At 71.1% G+C, this 24,804-nt stretch carries 27 protein-coding genes and 1 riboswitch; of the genes, 17 read left to right on the top strand and 10 right to left on the bottom strand.

Annotated features, from left to right (window positions below):
- Nucleotides 1–940: serine/threonine-protein kinase (locus tag GUY59_RS27115; protein ID WP_138202405.1), on the bottom strand; the 940-nt coding region annotated here is incomplete at its 3' end.
- Between the two features lie 318 nt (nucleotides 941–1,258).
- Here GUY59_RS27115 and GUY59_RS51450 point away from each other — a divergent pair.
- A complete protein-coding gene (locus GUY59_RS51450; RefSeq protein WP_201761379.1) occupies nucleotides 1,259–1,366 on the top strand; it encodes an SEC-C metal-binding domain-containing protein in 108 nt (35 codons plus the stop codon).
- Between the two features lie 473 nt (nucleotides 1,367–1,839).
- A complete protein-coding gene (locus tag GUY59_RS27105; protein ID WP_138202404.1) occupies nucleotides 1,840–2,367 on the top strand; it encodes a hypothetical protein in 528 nt (175 codons plus the stop codon).
- A 200-nt stretch (nucleotides 2,368–2,567) separates the two neighbouring features.
- On the opposite strand, the gene GUY59_RS27100 is transcribed toward GUY59_RS27105, so the two are convergent.
- Nucleotides 2,568–3,776 (bottom strand): sensor histidine kinase, encoded by a 1,209-nt coding sequence (locus tag GUY59_RS27100; RefSeq protein WP_138202403.1) that lies wholly within the window; start codon nucleotides 3,774–3,776, stop codon nucleotides 2,568–2,570.
- Nucleotides 3,773–4,429: a response regulator transcription factor gene (locus tag GUY59_RS27095; RefSeq protein ID WP_132338104.1), complete on the bottom strand. Its 657-nt coding sequence runs from the start codon at nucleotides 4,427–4,429 to the stop codon at nucleotides 3,773–3,775. The genes GUY59_RS27100 and GUY59_RS27095 overlap by 4 nt, the downstream gene beginning before the upstream one ends.
- 150 nt (nucleotides 4,430–4,579) lie before the next feature.
- Between GUY59_RS27095 and GUY59_RS27090 the strand changes: the two genes are divergently transcribed.
- The 4 genes from GUY59_RS27090 (at nucleotide 4,580) to GUY59_RS27075 (ending at nucleotide 8,227) form a co-directional block, all read left to right on the top strand.
- Nucleotides 4,580–5,110 carry a hypothetical protein gene (locus tag GUY59_RS27090; protein WP_138202402.1) on the top strand — a complete coding sequence of 177 codons (531 nt, stop codon included), beginning with the start codon at nucleotides 4,580–4,582 and terminating at the stop codon, nucleotides 5,108–5,110.
- Nucleotides 5,110–6,258, top strand: a complete 1,149-nt coding sequence (locus tag GUY59_RS27085) for an efflux RND transporter periplasmic adaptor subunit (RefSeq protein ID WP_138202401.1) — start codon at nucleotides 5,110–5,112, stop codon at nucleotides 6,256–6,258. Before GUY59_RS27090 ends, GUY59_RS27085 begins: the two co-directional genes overlap by 1 nt.
- Nucleotides 6,255–6,980, top strand: coding sequence for an ABC transporter ATP-binding protein (locus GUY59_RS27080; RefSeq protein ID WP_289514074.1), 726 nt, complete (start codon nucleotides 6,255–6,257; stop codon nucleotides 6,978–6,980). The genes GUY59_RS27085 and GUY59_RS27080 overlap by 4 nt, the downstream gene beginning before the upstream one ends.
- A gap of 71 nt (nucleotides 6,981–7,051) precedes the next feature.
- Nucleotides 7,052–8,227, top strand: coding sequence for an ABC transporter permease (locus GUY59_RS27075; protein WP_138202408.1), 1,176 nt, complete (start codon nucleotides 7,052–7,054; stop codon nucleotides 8,225–8,227).
- A gap of 85 nt (nucleotides 8,228–8,312) precedes the next feature.
- On the opposite strand, the gene GUY59_RS27070 is transcribed toward GUY59_RS27075, so the two are convergent.
- Together GUY59_RS27070 and GUY59_RS27065 are read right to left on the bottom strand one after the other, a co-directional pair.
- A complete protein-coding gene (locus GUY59_RS27070; protein ID WP_132338080.1) occupies nucleotides 8,313–8,825 on the bottom strand; it encodes a VOC family protein in 513 nt (170 codons plus the stop codon).
- Between the two features lie 38 nt (nucleotides 8,826–8,863).
- Nucleotides 8,864–9,859: a rod shape-determining protein gene (locus GUY59_RS27065; protein ID WP_161714721.1), complete on the bottom strand. Its 996-nt coding sequence runs from the start codon at nucleotides 9,857–9,859 to the stop codon at nucleotides 8,864–8,866.
- Nucleotides 9,860–9,982: 123 nt separating this feature from the next.
- On the opposite strand from GUY59_RS27065, the gene GUY59_RS27060 reads away from it, so the two are divergent.
- From GUY59_RS27060 to GUY59_RS27045, 4 genes are all read left to right on the top strand, one after another.
- A complete protein-coding gene (locus GUY59_RS27060; protein WP_138202399.1) occupies nucleotides 9,983–10,552 on the top strand; it encodes a class I SAM-dependent methyltransferase in 570 nt (189 codons plus the stop codon).
- Between the two features lie 73 nt (nucleotides 10,553–10,625).
- Nucleotides 10,626–10,826: a DUF5302 domain-containing protein gene (locus tag GUY59_RS27055; protein WP_132338076.1), complete on the top strand. Its 201-nt coding sequence runs from the start codon at nucleotides 10,626–10,628 to the stop codon at nucleotides 10,824–10,826.
- 163 nt (nucleotides 10,827–10,989) lie between these two features.
- A riboswitch (cyclic di-AMP (ydaO/yuaA leader) is annotated at nucleotides 10,990–11,126 on the top strand.
- Nucleotides 11,127–11,298: 172 nt separating this feature from the next.
- A complete protein-coding gene (locus GUY59_RS27050) occupies nucleotides 11,299–11,826 on the top strand; it encodes a hypothetical protein (RefSeq protein WP_138202398.1) in 528 nt (175 codons plus the stop codon).
- Between the two features lie 38 nt (nucleotides 11,827–11,864).
- A complete protein-coding gene (locus GUY59_RS27045; protein ID WP_212746231.1) occupies nucleotides 11,865–12,710 on the top strand; it encodes an alpha/beta fold hydrolase in 846 nt (281 codons plus the stop codon).
- 15 nt (nucleotides 12,711–12,725) lie between these two features.
- On the opposite strand, the gene GUY59_RS27040 is transcribed toward GUY59_RS27045, so the two are convergent.
- Nucleotides 12,726–13,076 (bottom strand): winged helix-turn-helix transcriptional regulator, encoded by a 351-nt coding sequence (locus tag GUY59_RS27040; RefSeq protein ID WP_138202397.1) that lies wholly within the window; start codon nucleotides 13,074–13,076, stop codon nucleotides 12,726–12,728.
- Nucleotides 13,077–13,129: 53 nt separating this feature from the next.
- Between GUY59_RS27040 and GUY59_RS27035 the strand changes: the two genes are divergently transcribed.
- Nucleotides 13,130–13,732, top strand: a complete 603-nt coding sequence (locus tag GUY59_RS27035; protein ID WP_138202396.1) for an NAD(P)-dependent oxidoreductase — start codon at nucleotides 13,130–13,132, stop codon at nucleotides 13,730–13,732.
- Here GUY59_RS27035 and GUY59_RS27030 read toward each other — a convergent pair.
- Nucleotides 13,726–15,000, bottom strand: a complete 1,275-nt coding sequence (locus tag GUY59_RS27030) for a DUF4032 domain-containing protein (RefSeq protein ID WP_236667534.1) — start codon at nucleotides 14,998–15,000, stop codon at nucleotides 13,726–13,728. The two genes, GUY59_RS27035 and GUY59_RS27030, sit on opposite strands and share 7 nt — an antisense overlap.
- Nucleotides 15,001–15,022: 22 nt before the next feature.
- Here GUY59_RS27030 and GUY59_RS27025 point away from each other — a divergent pair, with 22 nt between their 5' ends.
- Nucleotides 15,023–16,591, top strand: coding sequence for a DUF885 domain-containing protein (locus GUY59_RS27025; RefSeq protein WP_138202395.1), 1,569 nt, complete (start codon nucleotides 15,023–15,025; stop codon nucleotides 16,589–16,591).
- 13 nt (nucleotides 16,592–16,604) lie between these two features.
- On the opposite strand, the gene GUY59_RS27020 is transcribed toward GUY59_RS27025, so the two are convergent.
- Together GUY59_RS27020 and GUY59_RS27015 are read right to left on the bottom strand one after the other, a co-directional pair.
- The gene (locus GUY59_RS27020) at nucleotides 16,605–17,240 is read right to left on the bottom strand and encodes a class II aldolase/adducin family protein (protein ID WP_138202394.1); all 636 of its coding nucleotides are present in this window, start codon (nucleotides 17,238–17,240) and stop codon (nucleotides 16,605–16,607) included.
- A 37-nt stretch (nucleotides 17,241–17,277) separates the two neighbouring features.
- A complete protein-coding gene (locus GUY59_RS27015; RefSeq protein WP_138202393.1) occupies nucleotides 17,278–17,862 on the bottom strand; it encodes a TetR/AcrR family transcriptional regulator in 585 nt (194 codons plus the stop codon).
- Between the two features lie 69 nt (nucleotides 17,863–17,931).
- Here GUY59_RS27015 and GUY59_RS27010 point away from each other — a divergent pair, with 69 nt between their 5' ends.
- The 3 genes from GUY59_RS27010 to GUY59_RS27000 all read left to right on the top strand — a co-directional run bounded on the left by GUY59_RS27010 (nucleotide 17,932) and on the right by GUY59_RS27000 (nucleotide 20,767).
- Nucleotides 17,932–18,846 (top strand): carbohydrate kinase family protein, encoded by a 915-nt coding sequence (locus GUY59_RS27010; RefSeq protein ID WP_138202392.1) that lies wholly within the window; start codon nucleotides 17,932–17,934, stop codon nucleotides 18,844–18,846.
- Nucleotides 18,847–18,856: 10 nt separating this feature from the next.
- Nucleotides 18,857–20,071, top strand: coding sequence for an aminotransferase class III-fold pyridoxal phosphate-dependent enzyme (locus GUY59_RS27005; RefSeq protein WP_138202391.1), 1,215 nt, complete (start codon nucleotides 18,857–18,859; stop codon nucleotides 20,069–20,071).
- Nucleotides 20,072–20,197: 126 nt separating this feature from the next.
- Complete coding sequence (locus tag GUY59_RS27000; protein WP_161714720.1) at nucleotides 20,198–20,767, top strand: superoxide dismutase family protein; 570 nt, start codon at nucleotides 20,198–20,200, stop codon at nucleotides 20,765–20,767.
- Nucleotides 20,768–20,842: 75 nt separating this feature from the next.
- Here the strand turns inward: GUY59_RS27000 and GUY59_RS26995 are convergent, their stop codons facing one another.
- Nucleotides 20,843–22,204: a serine hydrolase gene (locus GUY59_RS26995; RefSeq protein WP_138202389.1), complete on the bottom strand. Its 1,362-nt coding sequence runs from the start codon at nucleotides 22,202–22,204 to the stop codon at nucleotides 20,843–20,845.
- Between the two features lie 162 nt (nucleotides 22,205–22,366).
- Between GUY59_RS26995 and GUY59_RS26990 the strand changes: the two genes are divergently transcribed.
- Nucleotides 22,367–24,085 (top strand): sensor histidine kinase, encoded by a 1,719-nt coding sequence (locus tag GUY59_RS26990; protein ID WP_138202388.1) that lies wholly within the window; start codon nucleotides 22,367–22,369, stop codon nucleotides 24,083–24,085.
- Nucleotides 24,078–24,755 carry a response regulator transcription factor gene (locus GUY59_RS26985; protein ID WP_138202387.1) on the top strand — a complete coding sequence of 226 codons (678 nt, stop codon included), beginning with the start codon at nucleotides 24,078–24,080 and terminating at the stop codon, nucleotides 24,753–24,755. Before GUY59_RS26990 ends, GUY59_RS26985 begins: the two co-directional genes overlap by 8 nt.
- Nucleotides 24,756–24,804 lie beyond the last annotated feature (49 nt).

Here is a 24,804-nt window from a genome sequence, read left to right as displayed (position 1 = left end):
CGGCCCCACCCGCGTGTCGCCCGTGCGGGGGCATGGGACCGGCTCCGGGCCGGGCGCGGGGAGGCGCCGGTCCGGCGCCGCCCGCGTACGGCGGAGGCGCGTTCTCCCCGCCCGCGTACGGCACCTGCGGACTGCTCCCACCCGCGTGCGGGGCGGGGTTGTTCCCGCTCAGCAGGCGCAGCAGCACGTCCCGCATGGCCGGCCGGGCCCGCGGATCCTTGGCCAGGCAGTCGTACACGATCGACCGCAGCGGATGCGGCAGGTCGCCGAGCTGCGGTTCGTTGTTGAGGATGCGGTTGATGATGGCGGGCAGCGTGTCCTGCCCGAACGGCGGCGTGCCGGTGGCCGCCCACACCATCACCGACGCCCAGGCGAACACGTCAGCCGGCGGCCCCACCGGCTGCCCCGCGAGCTGCTCGGGCGCCATGTACGCGGGCGTCCCCACGATGCCGCTGGTGTGGGTGGCCGCGTCGTCCATGGCGCGGGCGATGCCGAAGTCGATGACGCGGGGGCCGCCGGGGCCGAGCAGCACGTTCGCGGGCTTGAAGTCGCGGTGCACGATGCCCGCCGCGTGGATGGCGGCCAGCGCGGTGGCCGTGGCGACCGCCAGGCGCTGCAGGTCGGCCCCCGCGTGCCGGCCGGCCTCGTGCAGCGAGGGGCCCTCGACGTACTCCGTCACGATGTACGGCTGCCGCCCCAGCGAGGCGTCCAGCACCTGCGCGATGCAGAACGGCTCCACCCGCCGCGCGTTCTCGATCTCCCTGGCGAACCTGTCGTCGAACCCGGCCCTCGAATGCAGCACCTTGACCGCCACCCGCGTACCGTCGGGAGCCAGCCCGAGGTAGACGGTCCCCTGACCGCCCGAGCCCAGCCGGCCGAGCAAGCGGTATGTCCCTGCCACCGCCGGGTCGTCCTCCCGCAGCGGTTCGACGTGCGCCATGAGAGTGGTGACTCCTGAGACGGGTGCGATGAGAGATCTTTACGTACGATACCGACACGAAAGATATTTTGTGCCGATGTTACTGACCTGTAGAGGATCGCCGGTGCACGGCCGAGCGGGGAGCCGTACGGCCCTTCTCGGGGGCCCGGGCGGAAAATCCGATCGCGGATCCGCGTACGGGCTCCTATCGTGACAACACCGTTCACTGACCCCAGGAGGCCCGCCATGCACCGCGACGAGATGTCCTTTTGAACCCATCAGCAAGCGCCGCCGGGGGTTCCCTCTAGCGAGACGCAGGTCAAACGCGGCGACCGGAGCGTGGGCCGCGACAAAGAGCTGATCGAGAAGCTCGGGGGCAAGGACCCGTGCCCCTGCGGCTCAGGGCGGCGCTTTCCGCCGCTGCTGCCGCCCGACCGGCCGCTATGACGACACGCTCGGCCACTACTACGTCCGCGACCGCTGACCCAGGTCGTCACGCCGCGGCTCTCCTGATCCGGCCCCCGGACGGCCGGTAATGAGGTCGGCCGCGGCGGCCGTCCGGTCGGGTGGGTCGCGTCGGCGGGTCGCGTCCGGTCGGCGGGCCGCGGAATTGTCGGTGGGTTCTGGCAGGGTGGCTCCGCATCCTCCCGGCTGCCCCGCCACCAGGGCTCGGCACCCGTCCCGTGCTGGGCGGCTGCGCCGCGGTCGCCGTGCTGCTGACGGCCGCCACGTTGCTCATGCCGGCGGTGTGGCGCGTCCGGGCAGAGCACGCCGCACACGCCGCCGACGCGGATCCCGTGCGGGGGCCCACGGAGTGAGGCCGACCGTGTACTTTCGCGGCCTCCGTCGCTCTCATCATGCTCCGGGCTCTCCTCATATACAGAGAGGGGCCTTCGTCTCGACCGAGAAGGACGATCACCATGAGGAAGACAATCGTCGCGGCCCTGGCCGGCGGGGCGCTGCTCGCCACCGGCACGCCCGCGTCTGCTCAGACGGCTGGTGCGGAGGCCGTTCACGCCGTGCGGGCCGCCAAGACCAGGCTGGGCCCGTACGGCTACGGCAGGGTCAAGCTGGCGATGAGCGCGAAGAAGGCGAGGGCGACAGGCAGGGTGGTGCTCAAGACGCCGCTGAGGGGAGGAGCATGCTCGGGCTGGGACCTGAAGGCCCATCCCTCGGGCAAGAACCGGGTGGGCCTGTACGTCTCCAAGCGGCGCGGCGTGGCCGTCATCTTCGCCCCGAAGGGGGTCAGGACGCCGGAGGGCATCGGCATCGGCTCCACGACGAAGCAGGTCAAGAAGGCGTACCCGCGCTGGCAGACCGCCGCGAGCGGCTTCCTCCTCGCCTCCGTGCCGGGCAACAAGAAGGCCTACTACTCCTTCATCACCTCGAAGAAGGGCGAGGTCAGGGAGCTGGCGCTCGGGCTGGACACGCAGGACTGCGTCAACTGAACAGAGCCCGCGGAGGACGGTGACCTGCTGCACGTCCTGCTGGTGCGTCACACGGCGCCGGATGACGAGGTGGCCCGGCATGTTCCGGGCCACGATGGCCTACCTGGAGCGCAGGCACGCGGACGGCACGTTCCTGCTGTCCGAGGAGACGGTCCCCGCCGACGGGGGCGGGTGCGCGCTGCCGGCGCGACCGCGGCACCCTAGGCGCGCGGGCGCGGGAGGGAGGCGATCACGACCAGGCCGCCGCCCTCCCGCGGTCGCGCCCTGACGTCGCCGCCGTGCGCGAGCGCCACCGACCGTACGATCGACAGGCCCAGCCCGGCGCTCTTCCCCGTGACCGTCCGTTCGGCCCCGTGCCGGTGGAAGGGTTTGAAGAGCAGAGGGACGTCGTACGGCGGCACGCTCGGGCCGGTGTTGCTGACCTCGATCTCGGCCTTCCCGCCCGACACGGTACGGCTCACCACCCGCACCCACCCGGTGCCGTCGTCCACGTTGTAGCGGATGCCGTTCTCCACGAGGTTGTGGACGAGCCTTTCCAGCAGCAGCGCGTCGCCGGTGGTGGGGGCCGGTTCGGCGACCTCGTACAAGGTGACCTTCGCCTCGAAGGCGTCGGACGAGGTGTGGGCGACGACGTGCGTCACCACGTCGGCAAGGTCGACCGGCGACCGGTCCGCGATGTGCTGCTCCGACCTGGCCAGCAGCAGCAGCCCGGAGATGAGGCGTTCGTGGCGGGCGTTGATCTCCAGCAGGCTCTCGCCGAGCTCCTTGACGTCGGGCGTGGCCGTACGGCGGTGCATGGCCAGCTCGACCAGCGCCCGGTTCAGCGTCAGGGGGGTGCGTAGCTCGTGGGAGGCGTTCGCGACGAACCTGCGCTGCCCGTCGAAGGAGTGGTCGAGCCGCTCGACCATGGTGTCGAAGGTGTCGGCGAGCTCTTTGACCTCGTCGTTGGGCCCGTCCAGGGAGATTCGTTCGTGCAGGCCGCGCTCGGCCATGGGGGCGGCGGCGATCCTGCGGGCCGTGGCGGTCACCTGGTGCAGCGGCGTCAGCACCCGGCCCGCCACCACCCATCCGAACGTCACCGCCGCCGCGCCGACGATGATCAGCGCGACCGTTCCCTGGGTGATCAGCGACGTGACGGCGACGCCCCGCAACTCCGTTTCCTGCTGTGCCAGAAACTCCTTCGCTTCCTCGCCCGAGAGCACGACTCCGTTGTGGTGGAGGACCATCCTGTTGATCTTTCCGGGCTCCGGCGTGAACCGGCTCTCGAAGTACTGGTTGAGCTGCTGGTTGAACAGGAGATAGGTGACGCCGAGGAGCGCCAGCCCCGCGATCATGAACAGGGCGCCGTAGACGAGGGTGAGCCGCAGCCGGAGCGTCGGCTGCGGGCGTGGCAGGCGCGAGAAGATCATGCGATCCGATACCCCACTCCGGGCACGGTCTCCACGACCGGCGGGTCGGCGAGCTTGCGGCGCAGCTTGAGGATGGTGAGCCGGACCGCTCCTGTGAAGGGGTCGGCGTGCTCGTCCCACGCCTTCTCCAGGAGCTGCTCGGCCGAGACGACGCTGCCCTCCGCCCGCATCAGCTCGGTCAGCACGGCGAACTCCTTCTTCGACAGCGGTACGAACCGCCCGTTCCGGTACACCTCCCGCCGTGCCGGGTCGAGGGTGATCCCGGCGCGGCGCAACACGGGCGGGACGGCGGGGCGGGCACGCCGGCCCAGCGCCAGCACGCGAGCGGCCAGCTCGGGGAAGGCGAACGGTTTCGCCAAGTAGTCGTCGGCGCCCATGGACAGCCCACTCACCCGGTCGTCGAGCTGGGCGGCGGCGGTGAGCATGAGCACCCGCGTGTCGCACTCCGCCGCCACGAGCTCCTTGCACACGTCGTCGCCGTGCACCCGCGGCAGGTCGCGGTCCAGCACGACGACGTCGTAGTCGTTGACCGCGATCCGCTCCAGCGCGCTCTCGCCGTCGTTGGCCAGGTCGACCGCGTGGGTCTCGTCCCGCAGCCATTCGGCGATCGCGTCGGCGAGGATGCGCTCGTCTTCCACCACCAGCACTCGCATGGCGTATTCAAGCCCTTTCATTCGCTTATGAAGGCAGATTGTGGCGCAGTCGATGTTCGCTTGAAGTAAGCCGTGAAAGGAAACGCTGGGGAAACGACGGGTCCTGTTGCATCTGCTCTCGACGACGACCTTTCGACGGAGGGAGCTTCCATGCGACGACGAATCCTCAGCGTGATGGCCGTGGGGCCGATCGCGTTCACCCTGGCCCTGACCGGATGCGGGTCCGGCAGTGACGGCGGATCCAATGTGGCGTCGGTGAGCGGCGGCAACCAGGCCGCGGCCACCGGCAAACCGAGCGTGGACCCACAGGAACAGGGCCTCAAGTTCGCGCAGTGCATGCGGGAGAACGGCGTGGAGGTGGACGATCCGGAGCCGGGCAAGGGCGTCAAGATGAAGCTCCAGGTGAAGAGCCCCGAGGACAAGGAGAGGGTCGACAAGGCCCAGGAGGCCTGCAAGGAGTTCGCCCCGAGCGGGCAGAAGTCGGGCCAGGGCGACCCCAAGGCGGGCGAGAACCTGCGCAAGCTCGCGCAGTGCATGCGTGACAACGGCGTCGAGAGCTACCCCGACCCCGAGGGCAACATGATGCGCATCACAGGTGAGGTCGGCAATGACCCCGACTTCAAGGACGCGCAGGCCAAGTGCCAGAAGGAGTCCGCCGACGCCGGTATGGGAGGTTCTTGATGGCTCCGGCGACGGACCGGGCCACGCCCCTCGACGGGAAGGCGGAGCCCGCCCCCGCGAGGCCTTCCCGTCGCCGTGGCGGGCGGGGCAAGCTGGTCGCCGGCCTGCTGGTCGCCGTGGCCGTCGCCGGCGGCGGGCTGATCGCCGTCAACAGCGCCGGCCTGCTGGACGGGAAGACCGGGCCGACCCGGTCGGCCGTGGCGCTGCCGCCGGCCACCACCGAGGTGACCAGGCAGACCCTGAACGACACCAGGGACGCAGATGGCGAGCTGGGCTACGGCCCGGTGACCACGGCGGTGAGCAGGAGGCCGGGCACGATCACGTGGCTGCCCGACAGCGGCCGGCAGATCACCCGCGGCAAGTCGCTGTACCGGGTGGACGACGAGCCGGTCATGCTGATGTACGGCTCGACGCCCGCGTACCGGGACCTGAAGGCAGGCCTGGAGGGTGACGACGTCGAGGCGCTGGAACGCAACCTCGGCAAGCTCGGCTACGACGGTTTCACCGTCGACGACGAGTACACCTACGACACGGCCCAGGCGGTCATGGAGTGGCAGGAGGACCGGGGGCTGGAGCAGACCGGCGTGGTCGAGCTGGGCCGGGTCGTCTTCGCGCCCGGCAAGGTGCGCGTGGAAAGCCTGGAGGCCGAGGAGGGCCGGCCGACCGCGCCGGGGCAGCAGGTGCTGACGTACACCGGCACGTCCAAGGTGATCACGGTGGAGCTGGACGCCGAGGACCAGCGGATGGCGAAGAAGGGCTCCAAGGTCGAGATCACGCTGCCCGACGGCAAGAGCGTGGACGGCAAGGTGAGCGAGGTCGCCACCGTCATCCAGCCGGGTGAGGGGCAGGACGCCGAGCCGGAGACCCGGTTGGAGGCGCTCGTCTCGATCGGGGACTCGAAGGCCGCCAAGGGCCTTGACAAGGCGGCGGTGGACGTGACGTTCACGGCGTCCAAACGTGAGGACGTCCTGACCGTGCCGGTCGCGGCGCTCGTGGCCCTGCAGGAGGGCGGGTACGGCCTCGAGATCGTCGAGGGGGGCAGGTCCCGGTACGTCGCGGTGGAGACGGGGTTGTTCGCCGGGGGCCGGGTCGAGGTCAGCGGTGACGGGCTCGTGGAGGGCATGACCGTGGGGATGCCGAAGTCATGACGTACCCCATGATCGAGCTGACGGACGTGACCAGGACCTATCCCGGCGGAGTGGCGGCGCTGCAGTCGGTGTCGCTGCGGATCCGGCACGGTGAGCTGGCCGCCATCGTCGGGCCGTCGGGCTCGGGCAAGTCGACCATGCTCAACGTCATCGGCACCCTCGACCGGCCCACGTCGGGGACCATCCACATCGACGGCTACGACGTCTCGACCCTGTCGGACGGGCAGCTCTCGGCGCTGCGGGCCACCACGATCGGCTTCGTCTTCCAGTCGTTCCACCTCGCCGCGAAGGTCTCCGCCCTGGACAACGTGGCCGACGGGCTCATCTACACGGGCCTTCGCCGGGCGGAGCGGCGCCGCCGCGCGGCCGCCGCGCTCGACCGGGTGGGACTGGGGCACCGGATGGACCACGAGCCGCACGAGCTGTCCGGAGGCGAACGGCAGCGTGTGGCCATCGCCAGGGCCGTGGCGGGCGACCCGCCGCTGGTGCTGGCCGACGAACCCACCGGGGCGCTGGACTCGGTGTCGGGCACGGGGGTGATGGAGCTGCTGCACGAGCTGAACGCGAGCGGCACGACCATTTTGATCATCACGCACGACCGGGAGATCGCGGCCGGCCTGCCCAGGCAGGTGCGGATGCGCGACGGCCGGATCGTCGAGGACTCCGCCGCCGAACCGCACGGCGACGCCTGGCGCCGGCACGCGGGATCGGGGGTCGCATGATGGCGGGCGTTCGGGGCGGAGGCCATTGGGGCGGCGGCGAGGTGGTGCGGCCGAAACCGTCGCCGGCCAGGATGCGGCTCGCCGACGTCATGCGGGTCGGCGCGGTCGGACTGCGCACACGCCCGCTGCGGGCGTTCCTGTCGGCGCTGGGCATCGCGATCGGCATCGCGGCCATGGTCGGCGTGGTCGGGTTGTCGTCCTCGTCGGGCGCCGAACTCGACCGTACGTTGTCGGCGCTCGGCACCAATCTGCTCACCGTGTCGTCGGGCACCACGCTCATGGGCGAGGCGGCGCAGATGCCGCAGGACGCGGAGACGATGATCGAACGCATCGGCCCCGTCGAGCGGGCGTCGTCCGTGGGGAAGATCTCCGAGGCCAAGGTGTACCGGTCGGAGCAGATCCCCGAGGCGCAGACGGGCGGCATCAGCGCGTACGCCACGAGCCTCGACCTGCCCGGCACGGTGGGCGCGACCGTGCGCAGCGGCACGTGGCTGAACGCGGCCACCGAACGATACCCGGCCGCCGTGCTCGGCTCCGTCACCGCCCAGCGGCTCGGCATCGGCGCGGCGGGACCGGACGTCCAGATCATCGTGGGCGGCGCGCGGTTCACGGTCGTCGGCATCCTCCACCCGGTGGCGCTCGCCACCGACCTGGACAACGGAGTGTTGGTCGGCTGGCCGGTGGCGGAGTCACGGCTGGGCTTCGACGGACATCCGACCACGCTCTACACGCGCTCGGAAGAGGCCAAGCTGGAGTCGGTACGGCAGGTGCTGGCAGGCACGGCCAACCCCGAGGCGCCGAACGAGGTGGACGTCTCGCGCCCGTCCGACGCGCTGGCCGCCAAGCAGGCGACCAGCCAGGCGTTCGCCAACCTCCTGCTCGGAGTGGGCGCGGTCGCCCTGCTCGTCGGGGGCGTCGGCGTGGCCAACACCATGGTCATCTCGGTGCTCGAACGCCGCGCGGAGATCGGCCTGCGGCGATCCCTGGGCGCCACCCGCGGGCAGATCCGCAGCCAGTTCCTGTCCGAGTCGCTGCTGCTGTCCGCGATGGGCGGGAGCGGGGGGATCCTGCTCGGCATGGGCGTCACCATGGGGTACGCGTTCTACAGCGGCTGGCCGTCCGTGGTGCCGGCCTGGGCCACGGTGGGCGGGCTGGTGGCCACCCTGCTCATCGGCGCCGTGGCCGGCCTCTACCCGGCAGTCCGCGCCTCCCGGTTGTCCCCGACGGAAGCCCTCTCCACCCCGTGAACCACGGGCCCCGCCAGGGCCTCGCCCGTCCGGGCGCGACGCGGCCAAGGCGCCGGACGATCGGGGCGGGGCCGGGCGTCCGGTGTCAGGGGCGCCAGCGGCGCAGTACGGTGTCCTCCTCGTACGGCTGCGCGTCCGGGTAGCTGACCAGCTCCACCACGCTGCCCCAGGGCGTACGGCAGTGGACGAACCGGTTGCGCCGGCCCGACTCCGGCCCCGGCAGGGGCACCGGCTCGCCCATCGGCGACCCGCCGGCCTCGATCACCTGCTGGACCGCCGCGTCCACGTCGTCCACGTAGAGGGCGACGTGCTGCCATCCCAGATCGCACATGAGGACCGGGTCGGCCTGGCGCGGCCCGCCGAACTCGAACAGCTCGATCCCGGGTCCGCTGGGCAACCGCAGCATGCGCACCGCCACCTCGACCGTCCCCTGCGGCACCCCCAACCGCCGCTCGACCGCCCATCCTTGCTTCGGTCCCCGTTCCTTGGGCAGGGTGTCGTAGAGCACCTCGGCCCCGAACGCGCGCCCGAAGAACTTCGTCGCCTCGTCGAGGTCGGGCACCGTCACCCCGACGTGGTCGATGCCGTGCACGGTCATGAACCGTCCTCCTTCGCGCCGCCGGGCCGCCGTGTCCTTCAGGGTGGGTCACCGCCGCGGAGCCTGGAGATCAGCCCCAGGTTCTCGGCGCAGCGGCCGAGCCCGAGCGCCACGGATTCCAGCGGCCGCTCCGCCCTGCTCACCGGTATGCCCAGCGCCGCCCGCAACCGCCGGCCGAGCCCGCGCAGCAGCGCGCCTCCGCCCACCACCACCGCGCCGCGGTCGGCGAGGTCCACGGAGATCTCGGGCGGGCACTGCTCCACGGTGCCGACGGTGGCCCGCACGATGGACTCGATCGGCTGCCTGGTCGCCTCGTAGATTCGCTGGACGGGAAGCGGCACCGTACGTTCGTGCCCAGTGCCGCTCTCGCGTCCGCGCACCGTGACCTGCCGGTACAGCGGCTTCCACGCGGTGCCCGCCCGTCGCTTGGCCGACTCGGCCTCCTCGTGGTCGAGTTGCAGGCCGTGGTCGCGTTCGACCTGGCGGATGATGGCCCGGTTCATGCCTTCGCCGCCGCCGGGAACGGTGGTGGCCGCCATGACGTCTCCGTGGGAGAGCACGGCGATCCTGGTGGAGTCACGCCCGATGTCGATCACCATGCGCCCGGCGCAGTCCTTGACCGGCAGGCCGACGCCGAGCGCCGCCGCCAGCGCGTGCGGGATCAGCAGGATTCCCCTGGCCTCCGCCTCGAACGCGATGTCGCGCAGCGCCGCCCGTTCGATCGGGGTGGAGTTGTCCGGCAGGGCGAGCACGACGCGCGGCCTGGAGAAGGGATGCCCGTGCACCTTGCGCAGGAAATACCTGATCAGATGCCGGGCGAGATCGTCGTCGACCGGCAGGCCACCGCTGACCGGCCAGCGGGTCTCTCCCCGCGTGCCCTGGGCGGCCTCGGCGCCGAACCCGACGACCCGGCCCGTGCGGCTGTCGAGCATGACGGCGGACGGCTCGTCGAGCACGATGCCCTTGCCCTTGACGTAGACGCGGGTGCTCGCGGCACCCAGATCCATCGCCAGGTCATGACCGAGCACGTTCATCGCGGCACGTCCATCGTGGCATCCGGGGCGTCGACCAACATGCGGGGTGTATTTCCTGGGTCGTTCCAACACAACACCAGGAACCGAATGGTCACCTTTTACCCGGCGGCGTACCCTTCGTTCGTGCTCGACTACGACCGCGAGGCCGCGCATTACGACGAGACCCGTGGCGGGCTGCCGCGGGCGGAGGCCGCGGCGGGCGCCGTGCGGGGCCTGGTGCCCGGGGGCACGCTGCTCGACGTCGCGTGCGGCACCGGGCTGGTGAGCGGGGAGCTGGCCCGGCGCGGGCTGCGGGTGCTCGGTGTGGACGCCTCCGCCGGCATGGCGGGGGTGGCCGCGGGGCGCGTGCCCGTGGTGCTGGGTGACGGCTTCCTGCTGCCCGTAGGCGACGGGTCGGTCGACGCGGTCACCACGATCTGGCTGCTGCACCTGCTCGACGACGCCCGCCCGGTGATCGCCGAGGCCGCGCGCGTGGTGCGGCCCGGCGGCGTGTACGTCACGACGGTCGACAAGCGCGCCGCCCACGAGGGCGGAAGGCGGGGACGTCCGGCCGACGGGGCGGAGCTGGTCGTGGCGGAGGCGGCGCGGCACGGCCTGCGGCAGGGCGGCGAGGCCACGTTCGTGGGTCATGGGCAGGGGCGCGACGGGCCCGACCCGGTGTTCCGGCTGCTGGCGTTCACTCGCGACAGGTGACGGGAGAGTCGGTTTCGCGTCGAAAGCGACGTCGTGCGAAGCTGTGGTTGTCCCCAACACCATGGAGGTCCTCATGGCGGAATCACCGGAGCCGGAAGTCAGCGAAACTCCCGAGGACGAGATGAAGCGCAAGTTCCGCGAAGCGCTGGAGCGCAAGCGCAACCAGCACGCGGGCTCCGGCGCTGGTGGCAGGGGCGTCGACCCATCGAAGATTCACGGGACGCACGGCCCGGCTGCGAGTAAGAGATCGTTCAGGCGCAAGAGCGGCGGCTGAGCCGGAGGGAACTGAGGGGGTACGGCATGCCGTACCCCCTTTCGTATTCCCGCGCTAGGTAGATCTTTGCCCGGTTGATGGCGAATCATTTGCGTATGTCCGATTCGCTGCTAGAGTTGCCGCCATTACCAGCCGGTGACCTGGCCCTTACCCAAGAGAGGGCCTCCGGCTGGCGCCGAATCCCGACTCGGTCGGGAACCGGGGACCCACCCTCACTGGGGTGAATCCGGCCGCGTGCCGGTAGGGCATCTCCACGCCCGAACCCGTCAGCTAACCCGGTAGGTGTGATGGAGAGGACATATCGCATGTATCACCGCGTCGTACCCCTGAAACGCGTAGTGCCGGCCGCCGTCTGAGCGGCCCTCCTTCCCTGAGATTTCCCCTCGCCCGATGTAGTCGCTCGGGCGTGCCGCGCCGTGCCTTCCTGCCGGCGTGACTTCCCTCGTCCCCTCGCGAAGGACTTCACATTTTCATGGCTTCCCGTTTTGGTCTGCGTTCCCTTGCCCTGCTCACCGCCTCCACCGTCAGCTCGATGAGCGTCGTCTGCACCGCTGCGCACGCCGATCCAGGCGCCGAGGAGAAGGCCCTGTTCAAGGGCTCGACCACGGCGTCGTACTTCTGGGACGACGGCTCGGGCCGGGCCGGCGACACCGGCCTGCCGGCCAGCGGCAAGCCGATGCAGAAGGGCATGGCCGCCAGCCCCAGCTGGCCGCTGCTCACCGAGGGGTACGTGATCTACAAGGGCAAGAAGATGCCCTTCTTCGTCGGTGACAGAGGGCCGGGGGAGCCGTCCAGCCGCGGCATCATGCTGGATCTCGACGCCAAGACGTTCGCCGACCTGACCGGCGGCACCTTCAACCGCGACTCGCTGGTGATCGACGGCAACGGCGGCAAGGGACACATCGAGATCGAGTACGTCATCACCAAATGGGGTGACGGCCCGGGCAAGAAGGGGCGGCCGGTGCCCTTCTCGACCGGTGCCTACGCCCGGCGGGGCTGACTTTACGAACCCGGCGCCAGAATGACATTCTGGCCACCGTGACCCTCCGCGCAGCCGCGAACGGCATCGAGATCGCCTACGAAAGCATCGGTTCCCCCGACGGCCGGCCCTTGCTCCTCATCATGGGGCTCGGCGCGCAGCTCATCCACTGGGACGACGGGCTCTGCGAGCTCCTGGCGGAGCAGGGCCACCACGTCGTACGGTTCGACAACCGCGACGCGGGCCTGTCGACCCATTTCCACGACCAGGGCGCTCCCACGACGGGGGCGCCTTCGGCGTACCTGCTGGACGACCTGGCCGACGACGCCGCGGGTCTCATGGACGCCATCGGCTGGCCGGCCGCGCACGTGGCCGGCGTCTCCATGGGTGGAATGATCGCCCAGAGCCTGGCCATCCGGCATCCGGCGCGGGTGCTGACCCTGACCTCCATCATGTCGACGCCCGGTCCCACGGTCGCGCCGCCGACGGAGTCCGCGTTCGCCGCCCTGACCGCCCGTTCCGCCGCCGACCGCGCGGCCGTCATGGAGCAGTCGCTGGAGACGTACGCGGTGATCGGCTCGCCCGGCTACCCGATGGACCGGGAGAAAATCGTGCAGAAGGCCGGGTGCGCGTTCGACCGGTGCTTCGACCCGGCGGGCAAGGGCCGGCAGCTCGCCGCGATCATGGCCTCGGGCGACCGCACCGACCTGCTGGCGAGCCTGACGATGCCGGCGCTGGTGCTGCACGGGGAGGCCGACCCGCTTATCCCGGTCGAGGGCGGAAGGGCCACGGCGGCGGCCATCCCCGGCGCCCGGCTGGTGACCTATCCGGGCATGGGCCACGACCTGCCCGAACCGCTCTGGCCGGAGATCGCCCGCGAGATCACCAAGCTGACCACCGCCTGACGCCCGGCCGCCCGCCTACGCGGACCTTTCCCTGTGCCGGAGGATCTCGGCCACGTGGGTCTCGGCCCACGCGACCACCGCCGAGATCGGGGCGTGCAGGGAGCTTCCGAGGTCGGTCAGCGCATACTCCACCCGCGGTGGCACCTCCGCGAACACCTCGCGGGTGATGAGCCCGTCCTGCTCCATGGTCCGCAAGGTCTGCGTCAGCACCTTGGGCGTGACGCCGCCGATGCGCGAGCGCAGCCGGGTGAAGCGCATGGGCCCGTCGGCGAGGCAGAGCAGCACGAGCGCCGACCATTTGTCGCCGATCCGGTCGAGAACCACCCGCGTCGGACAGTTCGGGTCGAAGGCATCGCCGGTATCCACAAGGTACGTATAGCACGATGAAGTAACCAGTATCCGATGGATATCGTGACGCCATGAAAATTCTGCTCTTCGGCGCGACCGGCATGATCGGTCAGCGCATCGCCGCCGAACTGGCCGGCCGTGGGCACGAGGTGACCGGCCTCAGCCGCACCGGGCCCGTCAAGGGCGACGTCCACGACACCGCCACCCTGGCCAAGGGCCACGACGCGGTCATCTCCGCCATCGCGCCGCCGCGCGACGGCACCGAGCCCGGGCCGCCGTTCCTCGCCGCCAACCGCGCCCTCATCGAAGGCGCGCGCTCGGCCGGGGTACGCCGCCTCATCGTCGTGGGCGGCGCGGGCAGCCTCCAGGTCTCACCCGGCGTCGACCTGGTCGACACCCCCGGCTTCCCGGACGGCTACAAGAAGGAGTCGCTCGCCGCGCGTGACGTGCTGCGCCTCTACCGGGAGGTCACGGACCTCGACTGGACCTTCGTCTCGCCGGCCGCGGAGATCGGGCCGGGCGAGCGTACGGGTGCCTTCCGCGTCGGCGGCGACATGCTTCTGACCGACGACCAGGGCCGCAGCGCCATCAGCGCCGAGGACTTCGCCGTCGCGATCGCCGACGAGGTGGAGCAGAACGCCCATCCGCGCAGCCGCATCACCGCCGCCTACTGAGCCGCCTCCCCGGCGCCCCGCAGCCCGCCGGGGACCGTCTGAGGCCCCTCGCCGGTGGCCTGCGCGGCGTCCTCGTCGGACAGCAGCGCCTTCTCGTCGGGCTTGTGCACGAGCACGTTGTCCACGTACGACGTCACGGCTGCGGCCAGCCCCACGTCGGCGTCCGCCTCCTCCGACAGGTACCAGCGGTGGTCGAGGATCTCGTGGAAGAGTTGCGCGGGCTCCAGTTTCCCGCGCAGCTCGGTGGGGATCGCCTCGACCGTCGGCTGGAACACCTCCGCCAGCCACCGGTGCGCCACGATGGCCTCGTCCTCGTGCCGCAGGCCCTTGGCGACCCGGAAGCCGTCGAGGTCGTTGAGCAGCCGTCGCGCCTGGTTCTCCTCCACGTCGAGCCCGGTCAGCCGGAGCAACCGCCGCTGGTGGTGCCCGGCGTCCACGACCTTGGGCCGCACGATCAGCCGCCCGGTGCCGACCTTGCGGCGCACCATCATCTCGGCCACGTCGAAGCCGAGCAGGTTGAGCCGTCTGATCCGCTGCTCCACCCGGTGCCAGTCGACCTCCTCGATGATCTCGCTCTGGGTGATCTCGTCCCACAGGCGGTGGTAGCGGGCGACGATGTCCTCGGCGGTGTCCATGGGGTCGATCGACGGGTGCAGCAGTCCTCCGGCCTCCAGGTCGAGCATCTCGCCGAAGATGTTCGTGTGCGCCACGTCGATGTCGCCGCGCCGCTGCCCCTCACTGATCATCGGGTGCATCTCGCCGGTCTCGGCGTCCACGAGGTAGGCCGCGAACGCCCCCGCGTCCCTGCGGAACAACGTGTTGGACAACGAGCAGTCACCCCAGTAGAAGCCGTTGAGGTGCAGCCGGACCAGCAGCACGGCGAGGGCGTCCAGCAGGCGGGTGAGCGTGTCGGGGCGCAGGGTGCCCGACATGACCGCGCGGTAGGGGAGGGAGAACTGCAGGTGCCTGGTGATCAGTGCCGCGTCGAGCCCGTTCTCGCGGCCGGTGACGTACGCGACGGGCTCCACGGAGGGGGCGTCGAGCCGGGCGAGATCCCACAGCAGCTGGTACTCGCGTTTGGCGTACCGCTCGCTGATCTCCTTGATCGCGTACACCTTGCCGGACAGCCTGGCGAACCGCACCACGTGGCGCGAGATGCCGCGGGGCAGATCGACCAGGTGACGCTGCGGCCAGTCTCGGAGGGGCACCTCCCAGGGGAGGCGGATCAGGTCAGGGTCGCCTAGCGCGCCGGTGATCTGCAGGGGCATTTCATCAGGATATGGTGCAGCAGTGGACGAGTTTCTCAAGTGGTACTTTTCCGACCGTCCCGTCATCGCCAGCACATTGGGGGCGGACGGCTACGATCACACCCTCGGCGATTTCACCGCCGCCGCCTGGAACGCCCGCGAGCAGGAGGAGGTCCGCTGGCTCGACCGCCTGTCGGCCCTCCGGACCGCCTCACTCGACGACACGATCGACAGGGATCTCGTGCTCTCCCAGCTGAGAGGTTCCATCGCGCTGGCCTCCTGGCCGGCGTGGCGGCGTGATCCCGCCACTTACCTGTCCGCGATCTTCGCCTCGATGTTCACGCCGTTCCAGCACCGGCTCAAGCCGGAGCCCGAGCTGGTGCCGGCCGCCGTCTCCCGGCTCGCCGAGGTGCCCGGCGTGCTGGCCGCCTGCCGCGCCAACCTGGACCCCGACCTGGCGGCACCGCTACTCGTCCAGCGCGGGCTCGGCCAGGCCCGTACCGGCCGCAACTTCCTCACCCGCACGATCCCGTCGATGGTCCATGACGAGGGCCTGCGCGCGACGCTGGCCGAGGCCGCCGAGCCGGCCGCGCGGGCCTTCGACGAGCTGGTCGCGTTCCTGGAGGGCTTCGAGTGCGGCGGCAGCTGGCGGATGGGGGAGAAGCTCTACTCCACGCTGCTGCGGGAGCGGGAGATGCTCGCCTACGGCGCCGCCGAGCTGCACGAGAAGGGCAAGGCCGCCTGGGCGGAGCTGGACGAGCGGATGCGCCGGGTCGCGCGCCGGGTCAACGGCACGGAGGACTGGCGTGCGGCCATGGATTCCCTCATGGACGACCACCCGCCCACGCTGGCCGACATGCGCGCCGAGTACGAGGTGGAGACGCAGCGGGCCCGCGCGTTCGTCAAGGAGCACGACCTGGTCACGTTCGCCGACGGCGAGGAGTGCCACGTGCTGCCGTCGGCCGAGTACACGCGCCCGGTCCTGTCCGTCGCCCACTACCTGTCGCCGCCCCCGCTCGGCGCCTCACGCACGGGCGTCTTCTTCGTCCCCTACACGCCCGACGACTTCACCCCCGAGCAGGTACGCCAGCGCCTGCGTACGAACTCGCGGGCCACGATGCCGTCGATCGCCGTGCACGAGGCCTATCCCGGCCATCACTGGCACCTGTCGTACATGGCGGGCAATCCGCGCACGGTCAGGAAGGTCTTCCGCACCCCGTACTTCACCGAGGGCTGGGCCCTGTACGTCGAGAAGGTCCTGCACCAGGAGGGCTACTTCGACACTCCCGCCACCGAGCTGGCCCACCTCGACTGCCGGATCTTCCGCGCCGCGAGGATCGTGGTGGACACCGCGCTGCACTGCGAGGACATGTCCGTCGAGGAGGCCGAGACGTTCATGGCCACGAAGGCGTCGCTGTCGCCGGGAACCGCCCAGGGCGAGGTGAACCGCTACTGCGCCTGGCCCACCCAGGCGCCGTCCTACCTCACGGGCGCGATCGAGATCGACCGGATCCGGGAGTCGTTCCGCGGCTCGCCGAAGGAGTTCCACGACCGGATCGCCGGGTCCGGCGGCCTGCCCCTGGGCCTGGCCGAGCAGGCCGCGCTCGCCTGACCTCCGCGCCCGGTCAGGGGCGGCGGGGGAACGACGGGGGGTTGAGCGCGCGTTCGACGACGGCGGCGAGCTGGTCGTCCGTGAGAATGGCCGGCTTGCCGACGCCGAGGCCCCTGACGTACACCTCGCACAACCACTCCAGCAGGCGGGTGGCCTCGAACGCCTGCTCCAGCGTTGGCCCGATGGTCACCCCTCCGTGGTTGGCCATCAGGGCCGCCTGTTTGCCCTCCAGCGCCGCCCTGACGTTGGCGGCCAGCTCGGGCGTGCCATACGTGGCGTACTCGGCGACCTTGACCACGCCGCCGAGCGCCAGCGCGTTGTAGTGCACCGGCGGCAGCTCGGTCATGGTGGTGGCCACGACCGTCCCGAAGACGGAGTGCGTGTGCACCACGGCCAGCGCGTCCGTGGCCTCGTAGACGGCCAGGTGCATGGGGGTCTCGCTGGACGGCTGGGTGTCGCCTTCGACGAGGTGGCCCGACACGTCGACGATCGGGCACAGCTCGGGCGTCAGCCGGTCGAGCGCCACCCCTGAGGGCGTGACCGCCACGAGGTCGCCCTGGCGCACGCTCAGGTTGCCCGAGGTGCCGATGACCAGGCCGAGGTCGACGGCTCGCCGCCCGTACTCGCACAGCTGCTCGCGGAGGCTCATATGCGAAGAATGTAGTGGGTCGTCCGAAACGCGGCAATCAACGGCGGTCGAGTGCGGCCAGCAGGACGCGCTCCGCACTCGCCCGGGTGAGCCGGCCGGGGTAGAGGAGCAGGTGCAGGCTGAGGCCGTCCACCAGGGCCAGCAGGTGCTCGGCGAGGTCGTCGAGGTCCTCCTCCGCGCGCAGCTCGCCGGCCGCGCGGGCCTGTCCCAGCAGGTCGCGTACGGCGGCGCGCAGCTCGGCCGCCTCTGCCCGCTGGACCTCCGCCAGGCGTTCCGAGGTCAGGCTGCGGCTCCAGAAGCTGACTTCGAGCCGGGTCTCCTCGCCGCGCTCGGCGTCCAGCGGCAGGTTGTCGAGCAGCAGCTCGCGCAGCGCGGCCAGCCCTGTGGCGCCCCCGACCTTGGCGGTCAGCCGGGCGCGGATGCGCTGGTGCGACTGGCGCAGCGCCGACAGCAGGATCTCGTCCTTGTCGGTGAAGTAGTGGGCGAGGACCCCGTTGGAGTAGCCGGCCTCCTTGGCGATGGCCCGCGTGGTGGCGGCGTCGATGCCGTCCCTGACGATCACCCGGCCGGCCGCCGACATGACCTCGCGCCTGCGTTCGTCGTGGTCGACGATTTTCGGCATCAGGCTGCCCCTCTCGTAGGCGTACCTCACCATATTGACTTTTTATTCGGACGTCTGTCTATTTAGACCATGACCGTCGTCACCGTCGGCGTGCACATCGTCGACATCCTCGCCAGGCCCGTCGAGCACATCCCCGAAGGCCAGGACACCGTGCTGGTCGACCAGATCCGCCTGACCGCCGCGGGCGCCGCCGCCGGGACGGCCGTCGACCTGGTCAGGCTGGGCAACTCCGTCGTCACCATGGGGGCCGTCGGCGACGACGAGCTGGGCGACTTCCTGCTGGCGGTGCTCACCAAGCGCGGCGTGGACGTCTCGCGCCTGGCGCGCAGGGCGGGGGAGCAGACCGCCGCGTCCATCCTGCCCATCAGGCCCGACGGCGGCCGGCCCAGCTTCCACGTGCCCGGCGCGAACCTCGGGGTGACGTACGCCGACCTCGACGCCGGGGTGCTGCGCGGCGCGCGGGCGATCCACCTCGGCGGGATGGACGTCACGTTCGGCCTCGGCGACCCGGCCTTCTTCGCGCTGCTGGACGAGGCACGCGCGGCCGGGACGATCGTCACGATGGACCTGCTGTCGGAGATGCCCGACCTGCTGGGCATGGCCAGGGCCTTCCTGCCCCACGTCGACTACGTCCTGCCCAACGAGTCGCAGGCCCTGCTCATGACGGGTGCCACCGACGTCGCGGCGGCGGCCGGCGCCCTGCTGGCCGAAGGGCCGCGGGGCGTGCTCGTCACCCTCGGCGCGTCGGGCAGCCTCGTCGTGACCGCCGACGGCGCGGAGCGGGTGCCCGCGATCAAGACGGAGGTCGCCGACACGACCGGCTGCGGCGACGCCTACTGCGCCGGCTTCCTCACGGGCCTGCTGCACGGCCAGAACGTGCCGGCCGCCGCCCGCTGGGGCACGGCCGCCGCCGCTCGCGTGGCCACCGGCCTCGGCTCGGAAGCCGGCCTCACCGACCTCGACACCACCCTCAGCCTCCTCTAAGGACCTCACGATGACCGACGCAGAACTCCGCCAGAGGGCCTCGAAGGTCGTCCCCGGCGGCATGTACGGCCACCTCAACGCCGCACTCTTCGCCCCCGGCTTCCCCCAGTTCTTCGAACGCGGCGAGGGCTGCCGGCAGTGGGACGTCGACGGCCGGGAGTACATCGACTTCATGTGCAGCTGGGGCCCCGTCGTGCTCGGGCACCGGCACCCCCGTGTGGAGGAGGCCGCCGCCCGTCAGGCCGCGCTCGGCGACTGCCTCAACGGGCCCGGCCCGATCATGGTGGAGCTGGCCGAGCTGCTGGTGGACACCGTGCCGAGCGCCGACTGGGCGATGTTCTCCAAGAACGGCACCGACGCGACCACGCAGGCGCTCATGGTCGCCAGAGCCGCCACCGGGCGGACGAAGGTGCTGATGGCGCACGGCGCCTACCACGGAGCCGACCCCTGGTGCACGCCGTCGCCCGCGGGTACGACGCCGAACGAGCGGGCCGACCTGGTGGAGTTCACCTACAACTCGCTGGAGTCGCTGCAGGCCGCCGCGGCGACCGTGGAAGGGGACGTGGCGGCCATCATCGTCACGCCCTTCAAGCACGACTCGTTCGAGGACCAGGAGCTGGTTGAGCCGGCCTTCGCCCGCGGCGCCCGCGCCCTGGCGGACCACCTCGGGGCCGCCCTGGTGATCGACGACGTACGCGCCGGGTTCCGTGTCGACCTGCGCGGCTCGTGGGAGCCGTACGGCGTGCGCCCCGACCTGACGGCCTGGTCGAAGGCGATGGCCAACGGCTACCCGATCGCCGCCGTGACCGGCACGGACGCGCTGCGCGGACCGGCGCAGATGTTGTACTCGACGGGCTCGTTCTGGTTCTCGGCGGTCGCGATGGCCGCGGCCAAGGCCACCATCGAGACCCTGCGCGACACGGACGGCATCGCCGCCATGGAGCGGGCGGGCGCCCAGCTGCGCGAAGGGCTCCACGCGCAGGCCAAGTCGCACGGGTTCACCGTCAACCAGACGGGGCCGGTGACGATCCCGTGGCTGAGCTTCGACGGCGACGCGGACCTGTCCGTGGCGATGCACTGGAGCGACGCCTGCCTGCGCCACGGCGTCTACCTGCACCCGTGGCACAACTGGTTCATGTCGGCGGCGCACACGGAGGACGACGTCGCGAGGGCCCTGGAGGGCACGGACCGGGCGTTCGCGGAGACCCGCGCCCACATCGGCTGACGTCTCCCGCGTAAATTGGCGCCCGGATCCCCAACACGTTAGGTGATCGGGCGGTCACTCAGTAGAGTGGATGACTCTCGGAGCCCGCACGCCGGAAAGGGCTCGAACCATGGGGGTCTCATGCGCGTGTCCACACTTCCGCTCGCCCTGCTCGCCGTGGCCTGTGCCGGAGCCTGCGCGGCGCCGCCGGCTCCGGTCCAGAACGCGGTCGGTCCCGAGGCCGCCACGAGCCCGGACAGCACGGTCACGCTGTCCGGCTCCGGCGAGTTCACCGACGACGACACCTCGGCCATCGCCTACAACCGCAAGCTCGCCCCCAAGGGCGCCCAGGCCAGCGTCACCGTCGAGTCGTCAGGAGACGAGACCCGCACCTCGCTCGTCGCCGAGGGCCTGCTGCCCGACCGGCGCTACGGCGTGCACCTGCACACCAACCCGTGCGGGAAGAAGCCCGACGACTCAGGTCCCCACTACCAGCACCACCCGGGCAAGATCAATCCGGAGAGTGAGGTCTGGCTCGACATCCGCACCGACGACCAGGGAGCGGGCCGCTCGACGGCCCGCAACGACTGGGCGCTCGACCCCGCCAAGCTGCCGCGCTCGCTGGTCATCCACGCCAAGCCGACCACGCCCAAGGGCCCCGAGGCCGGCATGGCCGGCGACCGCATCGCCTGCGTGACGCTCGAGAAGGCGCAGTGACCGCCTGACCGCGCGCCTAGGCCCTGAGAAGGGGAGCGCACGTCAACGTGCGCTCCCCTCAGGTCAGCGGGATGTTCAGGACTTGCCGGCGATGGTGAAGGCGCCGCGGGCCAGGGCGGTCAGCTCCATGCCGAGCGCCCCGTCGTCGAAGAGCGCCTTCGGGTTGACCGCCATCGCCGTCACGACGTACGTCTTTCCGCCCGACGTGCGGGCGAGGAAGCTCTGGTCGTGCACACCCGGCTCGGAGCCGCCCTTGAACCACGCCGTCGGCCACTGCTCGGCCGGCAGCCCCAGCCCGGCGTCGTTGATCGACATCGCCTCGTGGATGCGCTTGTCACCGATCTTCACCAGGCCCGCGTAGGCCTTGCAGATCTCCGACGGCGAGCCGAAATACTCGATCGTGTCCAGGTCGCGCGGCTTGTCCCACGCGGCGATCGTGTCCAGCGGCACCTTGGCGACGACCTTCTTCAAGTAGGCCCGCTTCTTCGCGGTGCTCAGCGACAGATACCGCTTGGCGTGACGGGGATAGTCGGCGCCCTTCATCACGAACAGCTCCCGCGTGGTGATGAGCGGCGCGTTGCGCTTGTCGTGGTTGCCCCAGGCCCGCATGGTGCGCTCGACCGTCTTGCGGCCCACCTTGTGGATCAGCAGGTCGGTGGCCGTGTTGTCGCTGATGGAGATCATCAGCTTGGCGGCCTCCAGCACGGTGACCTTGCTGCCGTCGGGCCGGTCCTGGAGCTCGCCGCTGGGCAGGCTCTTCAGCTCGGGCGTGATGGTGAGCTTGGTGTCCCAGTCGAACGCGCCGCTCTTGATGCGCTGCGCCACCGCGCCCAGCACGTACAGCTTGACCATCGAGCCCAGCGGGCGCGCCTTGTCACCGGCCACGGTGTGCAGGGGGCGGCAGTCGCCGTTCTTCTTCACCTCCGCCGCGAGGAACCCGGTCTGGGGTGCGGCCTTGCGCAGCCGCTTGTCGAGCTCCGACCAGTTCTTCGGGGCGGGCGCCCGGTACTGCAGGCCGTCGATCAGGCCCGAGCCGTTCACCGAGAGTACGACCTCGTACGCTGAGCCGCCTGCCTGCACCAGGGCGATCAGGGCGTTGTCCTTCGACTCGACGACCTTCGTCAGCCGCATGTTCTTGAACCCGGCCAGGATCTGGTTGATCTGGTCGGCGGGGATGCTCTTGAGGAAGGAGGCGGCGAAGTGCTTCTTCAGTTCGTCCTCGGGGATCGGGGGACGGCTGCTCGCGTCGAGCAGCCAGCCGAGCTGCTTGCCCGCCGGCGTACCGGGGACCTCGGGGGCGGCGGTGGCGGCGGTGGCGGCGGCTCCGGAGGGGGCCGCCGTGGCCTGGGCGAGAACCGGCTGGCTCACCGACGCCGTCATGGTGGCCGCCACCGCGGCCGCCGCGAGGGCCAGGGCAGGCTTCGACGGGGTATGCATGGGGATGCTCCTTCGGCTCGATGTCGTACATCACCACCGAACCGGAGCGTGGGGGTCGCGGGCCACCAAGTGGGCCGCCGTTCTCGCAGGTGAGGCTGTCCGTAGGAAAAATGCGGATAACCTCATAGACGCCCTCCTGATCCCCCATGACGATGGAGGCTTATGAGATCCAGGCTGGTGGCCGGGCTGCTCGCGGTGGCCTCGGCCGCGGGGATCACGGTGGGCACGTCGGTGGAGTACGGCCTGCCGGAGATGCTGCCGTTCATCCTGGTCGCCCTGATGTTGCCGGCGGTCGGGTGGCTGCTGGCGTACAGACGCCCGGAGATCCGCTACGGCTGGGTGCTGCTCGCCGCCGCGCTGTCGCTCGGGGCCGGCATGCTGGGCACAGGGCTGATCGGAGCCGGCGCCTTCTCGGGATTCTTCGTCTACGTGCAGTCCGTCGGGCTCGCCCTGTTCTACGGGCTGACCTGGATCTTCGTCCCCCTGCTGTTCCCCGACGGCCGGCTGCCCTCGCGACGCTGGCGCGCCGTTCCGTGGATCGCGGGCGCCGCGATCGCCGCGCACGGCATCGGGACGGCGGCGGGCGGGGTGGACCTCTCCAACCCGATGGTCCTGGAGAACCTGGTCGCGGCGTTCGTGGGGGGCACCGGGCAGTTCGTCACCTGGATCGTCGCGGCGATCGTGTTCTGCGGGCTCGTGGTCCGCTGGCGGCGCAGCGAGCGGGCCGAGCGGGGGCAGTACGCGTGCATGGTCGCGGGCGTCGCCGCGACCGTGGCGGGCGGCGCGCTGACGATGCTCATGCTCTTCGGGCTGGACACGCCGTTCCTCGTGGGGGCGGCGGGCATGGCGCTGGTCGGGTCGCTTCCCGCCGCCATGGTGGTGGCGATAGTACGGCACCGGTTGCTCGACATCCGGATCGGAGTCAGGGGATCGCGCCTGCACCTGGTGTTCGACGTTCGGCCCACGGTCGGCGAGGTGCTGTCGGACCTGGGCACGGCACTGGAGGACACACCCGAGCCGGTGGAACAGCTCGGCCGGCTGGCCGCCGCCGTACGCGACGGGCTGGAGCTCGAATGGGCGGCCGTGACGCTAGCCGACGGGACCCGCGTGGTGGCCGGCCAGGCGCAGGGCCCGGCCGTGCTGACGATGCCGGTACGCGGTGGTCTCGGGCACATCGAGTGCGGCCCCAGGGACGCGGGGCCGCTGACCGGCCAGGACCGGCGGCTCCTGGAGGCCCTGGCCGTGCCCGCGGGGCTGGCGATCCAGAGCGCCGGGCTGGTCACCCGGCTGGTCAACGCCCAGGAGGCCGAACGCCGCCGCATCGAACGCAACATCCACGACGGCGTGCAACAACAACTCGTCGCCCTCATCGCCGGCATCGAGCTGGCCCGCGCCACGGGAGCGGGCGCCGACATGCTCGCCCAGCTGCGCGAGCAGGCCCGGCAGACGCTCGCCGACCTGCGCGAGCTGGCGGCCGGCATCCACCCGTCGTCACTCAGCCAGGGCGGCCTGGTGGAGGCGGTCGAGGAGCGATGCTCGCGCCTGCCCGTGCGTACGACGGTGACCTCGGCCCCCGCCCTGAGGTCGAGGCGCTTCACCGACGAGACAGAAGGCGCGATGTACTTCACCGTGAGCGAGGCCGTGGCCAACGCGCTCAAGCACGCGGAGGCCACCACCATAGAGGTACGCCTGACCCTTGCGGACGGCCGCCTGGCCGCCGCCGTCACCGACGACGGGAAGGGCTTCGACGTGTCGCACACGCCGCGCAGAGGGCTGGCGACGTTGTCGGACCGGCTGGACGCCCTCGGCGGCGGCCTCGGCATCGACACCGAGCAGGGGAAGGGGACACGGGTGAACGCGTGGGTGCCGGTCGATGAGTGAGCCGATCCGCACGGTCGTGGCCGATGACCACTACCTGGTGCGCGAGGGCACCCGCCGGCTGCTGGAGATGTCGGGCGAGGTGACGGTCGTCGGCGCGGTGGGCAACGCCGACGAGCTTCTCGACGCCGTACGCCGGCTCGGGCCCGACGTCGTGATCACCGACATCCGGATGCCGGGAGGGGAGTGGCGGCAGGGGTTCGAGGGCATCGACGCCGCCCACCGCATCCGCTCCGACCATCCGGGTGTCGGCGTGGTGGTGTTGTCGCAGTTCGCGGACGCGTTGTTCGCGTTCGAGCTGTTCAAGCACGGCACCGAGGGCTACGCCTATCTGCTCAAGGACCGGGTCGGCGATCTGGACGAGTTGCTCGGCGCGATCGGCGCGGTGGCCTCGGGCGGCTCGGTCATCGACCCGAAGGTGGTCGAGGGCCTGCTGGCCAGGCGTGACGTGCGCGGCCAGCGGGAGGACCTGACCGACCGCGAGCGTGACGTGCTGCGGGAGATGGCGCACGGCCGCTCCAACTCGGCCATCGCGCGGGCCCTGCACCTGTCGGTCTCGTCGGTGGAGAAGAACGTGAACGCCATCTTCACCAAGCTCGGCCTGGAGAACAGCGGGGACGTGCACCGCAGGGTGGCCGCCGTGCTCGCCTACCTGGGGCCCGATCCGTCCTAGGGCGCGCGTTTCGAGATCGACTCCGCGGCAGGCGAGCAGCTCCCCGGCT

This window comes from Nonomuraea sp. K271 (assembly GCF_009908215.1).
Taxonomy (GTDB): domain Bacteria; phylum Actinomycetota; class Actinomycetes; order Streptosporangiales; family Streptosporangiaceae; genus Nonomuraea; species Nonomuraea longispora.
Note: the sequence above shows the minus strand (reverse complement) of the source record. Positions and strands in the feature narration are given on the sequence as shown.

Bases quoted from the DNA above. Each gene is read 5' to 3' on its own strand.
- GUY59_RS27105 (WP_138202404.1), top strand. From the start codon at position 1,840: ATGAGGAAGACAATCGTCGCGGCCCTGGCCGGCGGGGCGCTGCTCGCC.
- GUY59_RS27100 (WP_138202403.1), bottom strand. From the start codon at position 3,776: ATGATCTTCTCGCGCCTGCCACGCCCGCAGCCGACGCTCCGGCTGCGG.
- GUY59_RS27095 (WP_132338104.1), bottom strand. From the start codon at position 4,429: ATGCGAGTGCTGGTGGTGGAAGACGAGCGCATCCTCGCCGACGCGATC.
- GUY59_RS27090 (WP_138202402.1), top strand. From the start codon at position 4,580: ATGCGACGACGAATCCTCAGCGTGATGGCCGTGGGGCCGATCGCGTTC.
- GUY59_RS27085 (WP_138202401.1), top strand. From the start codon at position 5,110: ATGGCTCCGGCGACGGACCGGGCCACGCCCCTCGACGGGAAGGCGGAG.
- GUY59_RS27080 (WP_289514074.1), top strand. From the start codon at position 6,255: ATGACGTACCCCATGATCGAGCTGACGGACGTGACCAGGACCTATCCC.
- GUY59_RS27075 (WP_138202408.1), top strand. From the start codon at position 7,052: ATGCGGCTCGCCGACGTCATGCGGGTCGGCGCGGTCGGACTGCGCACA.
- GUY59_RS27070 (WP_132338080.1), bottom strand. From the start codon at position 8,825: ATGACCGTGCACGGCATCGACCACGTCGGGGTGACGGTGCCCGACCTC.
- GUY59_RS27065 (WP_161714721.1), bottom strand. From the start codon at position 9,859: ATGAACGTGCTCGGTCATGACCTGGCGATGGATCTGGGTGCCGCGAGC.
- GUY59_RS27055 (WP_132338076.1), top strand. From the start codon at position 10,626: ATGGCGGAATCACCGGAGCCGGAAGTCAGCGAAACTCCCGAGGACGAG.
- GUY59_RS27050 (WP_138202398.1), top strand. From the start codon at position 11,299: ATGGCTTCCCGTTTTGGTCTGCGTTCCCTTGCCCTGCTCACCGCCTCC.
- GUY59_RS27035 (WP_138202396.1), top strand. From the start codon at position 13,130: ATGAAAATTCTGCTCTTCGGCGCGACCGGCATGATCGGTCAGCGCATC.
- GUY59_RS27030 (WP_236667534.1), bottom strand. From the start codon at position 15,000: ATGCCCCTGCAGATCACCGGCGCGCTAGGCGACCCTGACCTGATCCGC.
- GUY59_RS27020 (WP_138202394.1), bottom strand. From the start codon at position 17,240: ATGAGCCTCCGCGAGCAGCTGTGCGAGTACGGGCGGCGAGCCGTCGAC.
- GUY59_RS27015 (WP_138202393.1), bottom strand. From the start codon at position 17,862: ATGCCGAAAATCGTCGACCACGACGAACGCAGGCGCGAGGTCATGTCG.
- GUY59_RS27010 (WP_138202392.1), top strand. From the start codon at position 17,932: ATGACCGTCGTCACCGTCGGCGTGCACATCGTCGACATCCTCGCCAGG.
- GUY59_RS27005 (WP_138202391.1), top strand. From the start codon at position 18,857: ATGACCGACGCAGAACTCCGCCAGAGGGCCTCGAAGGTCGTCCCCGGC.
- GUY59_RS26995 (WP_138202389.1), bottom strand. From the start codon at position 22,204: ATGCATACCCCGTCGAAGCCTGCCCTGGCCCTCGCGGCGGCCGCGGTG.
- GUY59_RS26990 (WP_138202388.1), top strand. From the start codon at position 22,367: ATGAGATCCAGGCTGGTGGCCGGGCTGCTCGCGGTGGCCTCGGCCGCG.
- GUY59_RS26985 (WP_138202387.1), top strand. From the start codon at position 24,078: ATGAGTGAGCCGATCCGCACGGTCGTGGCCGATGACCACTACCTGGTG.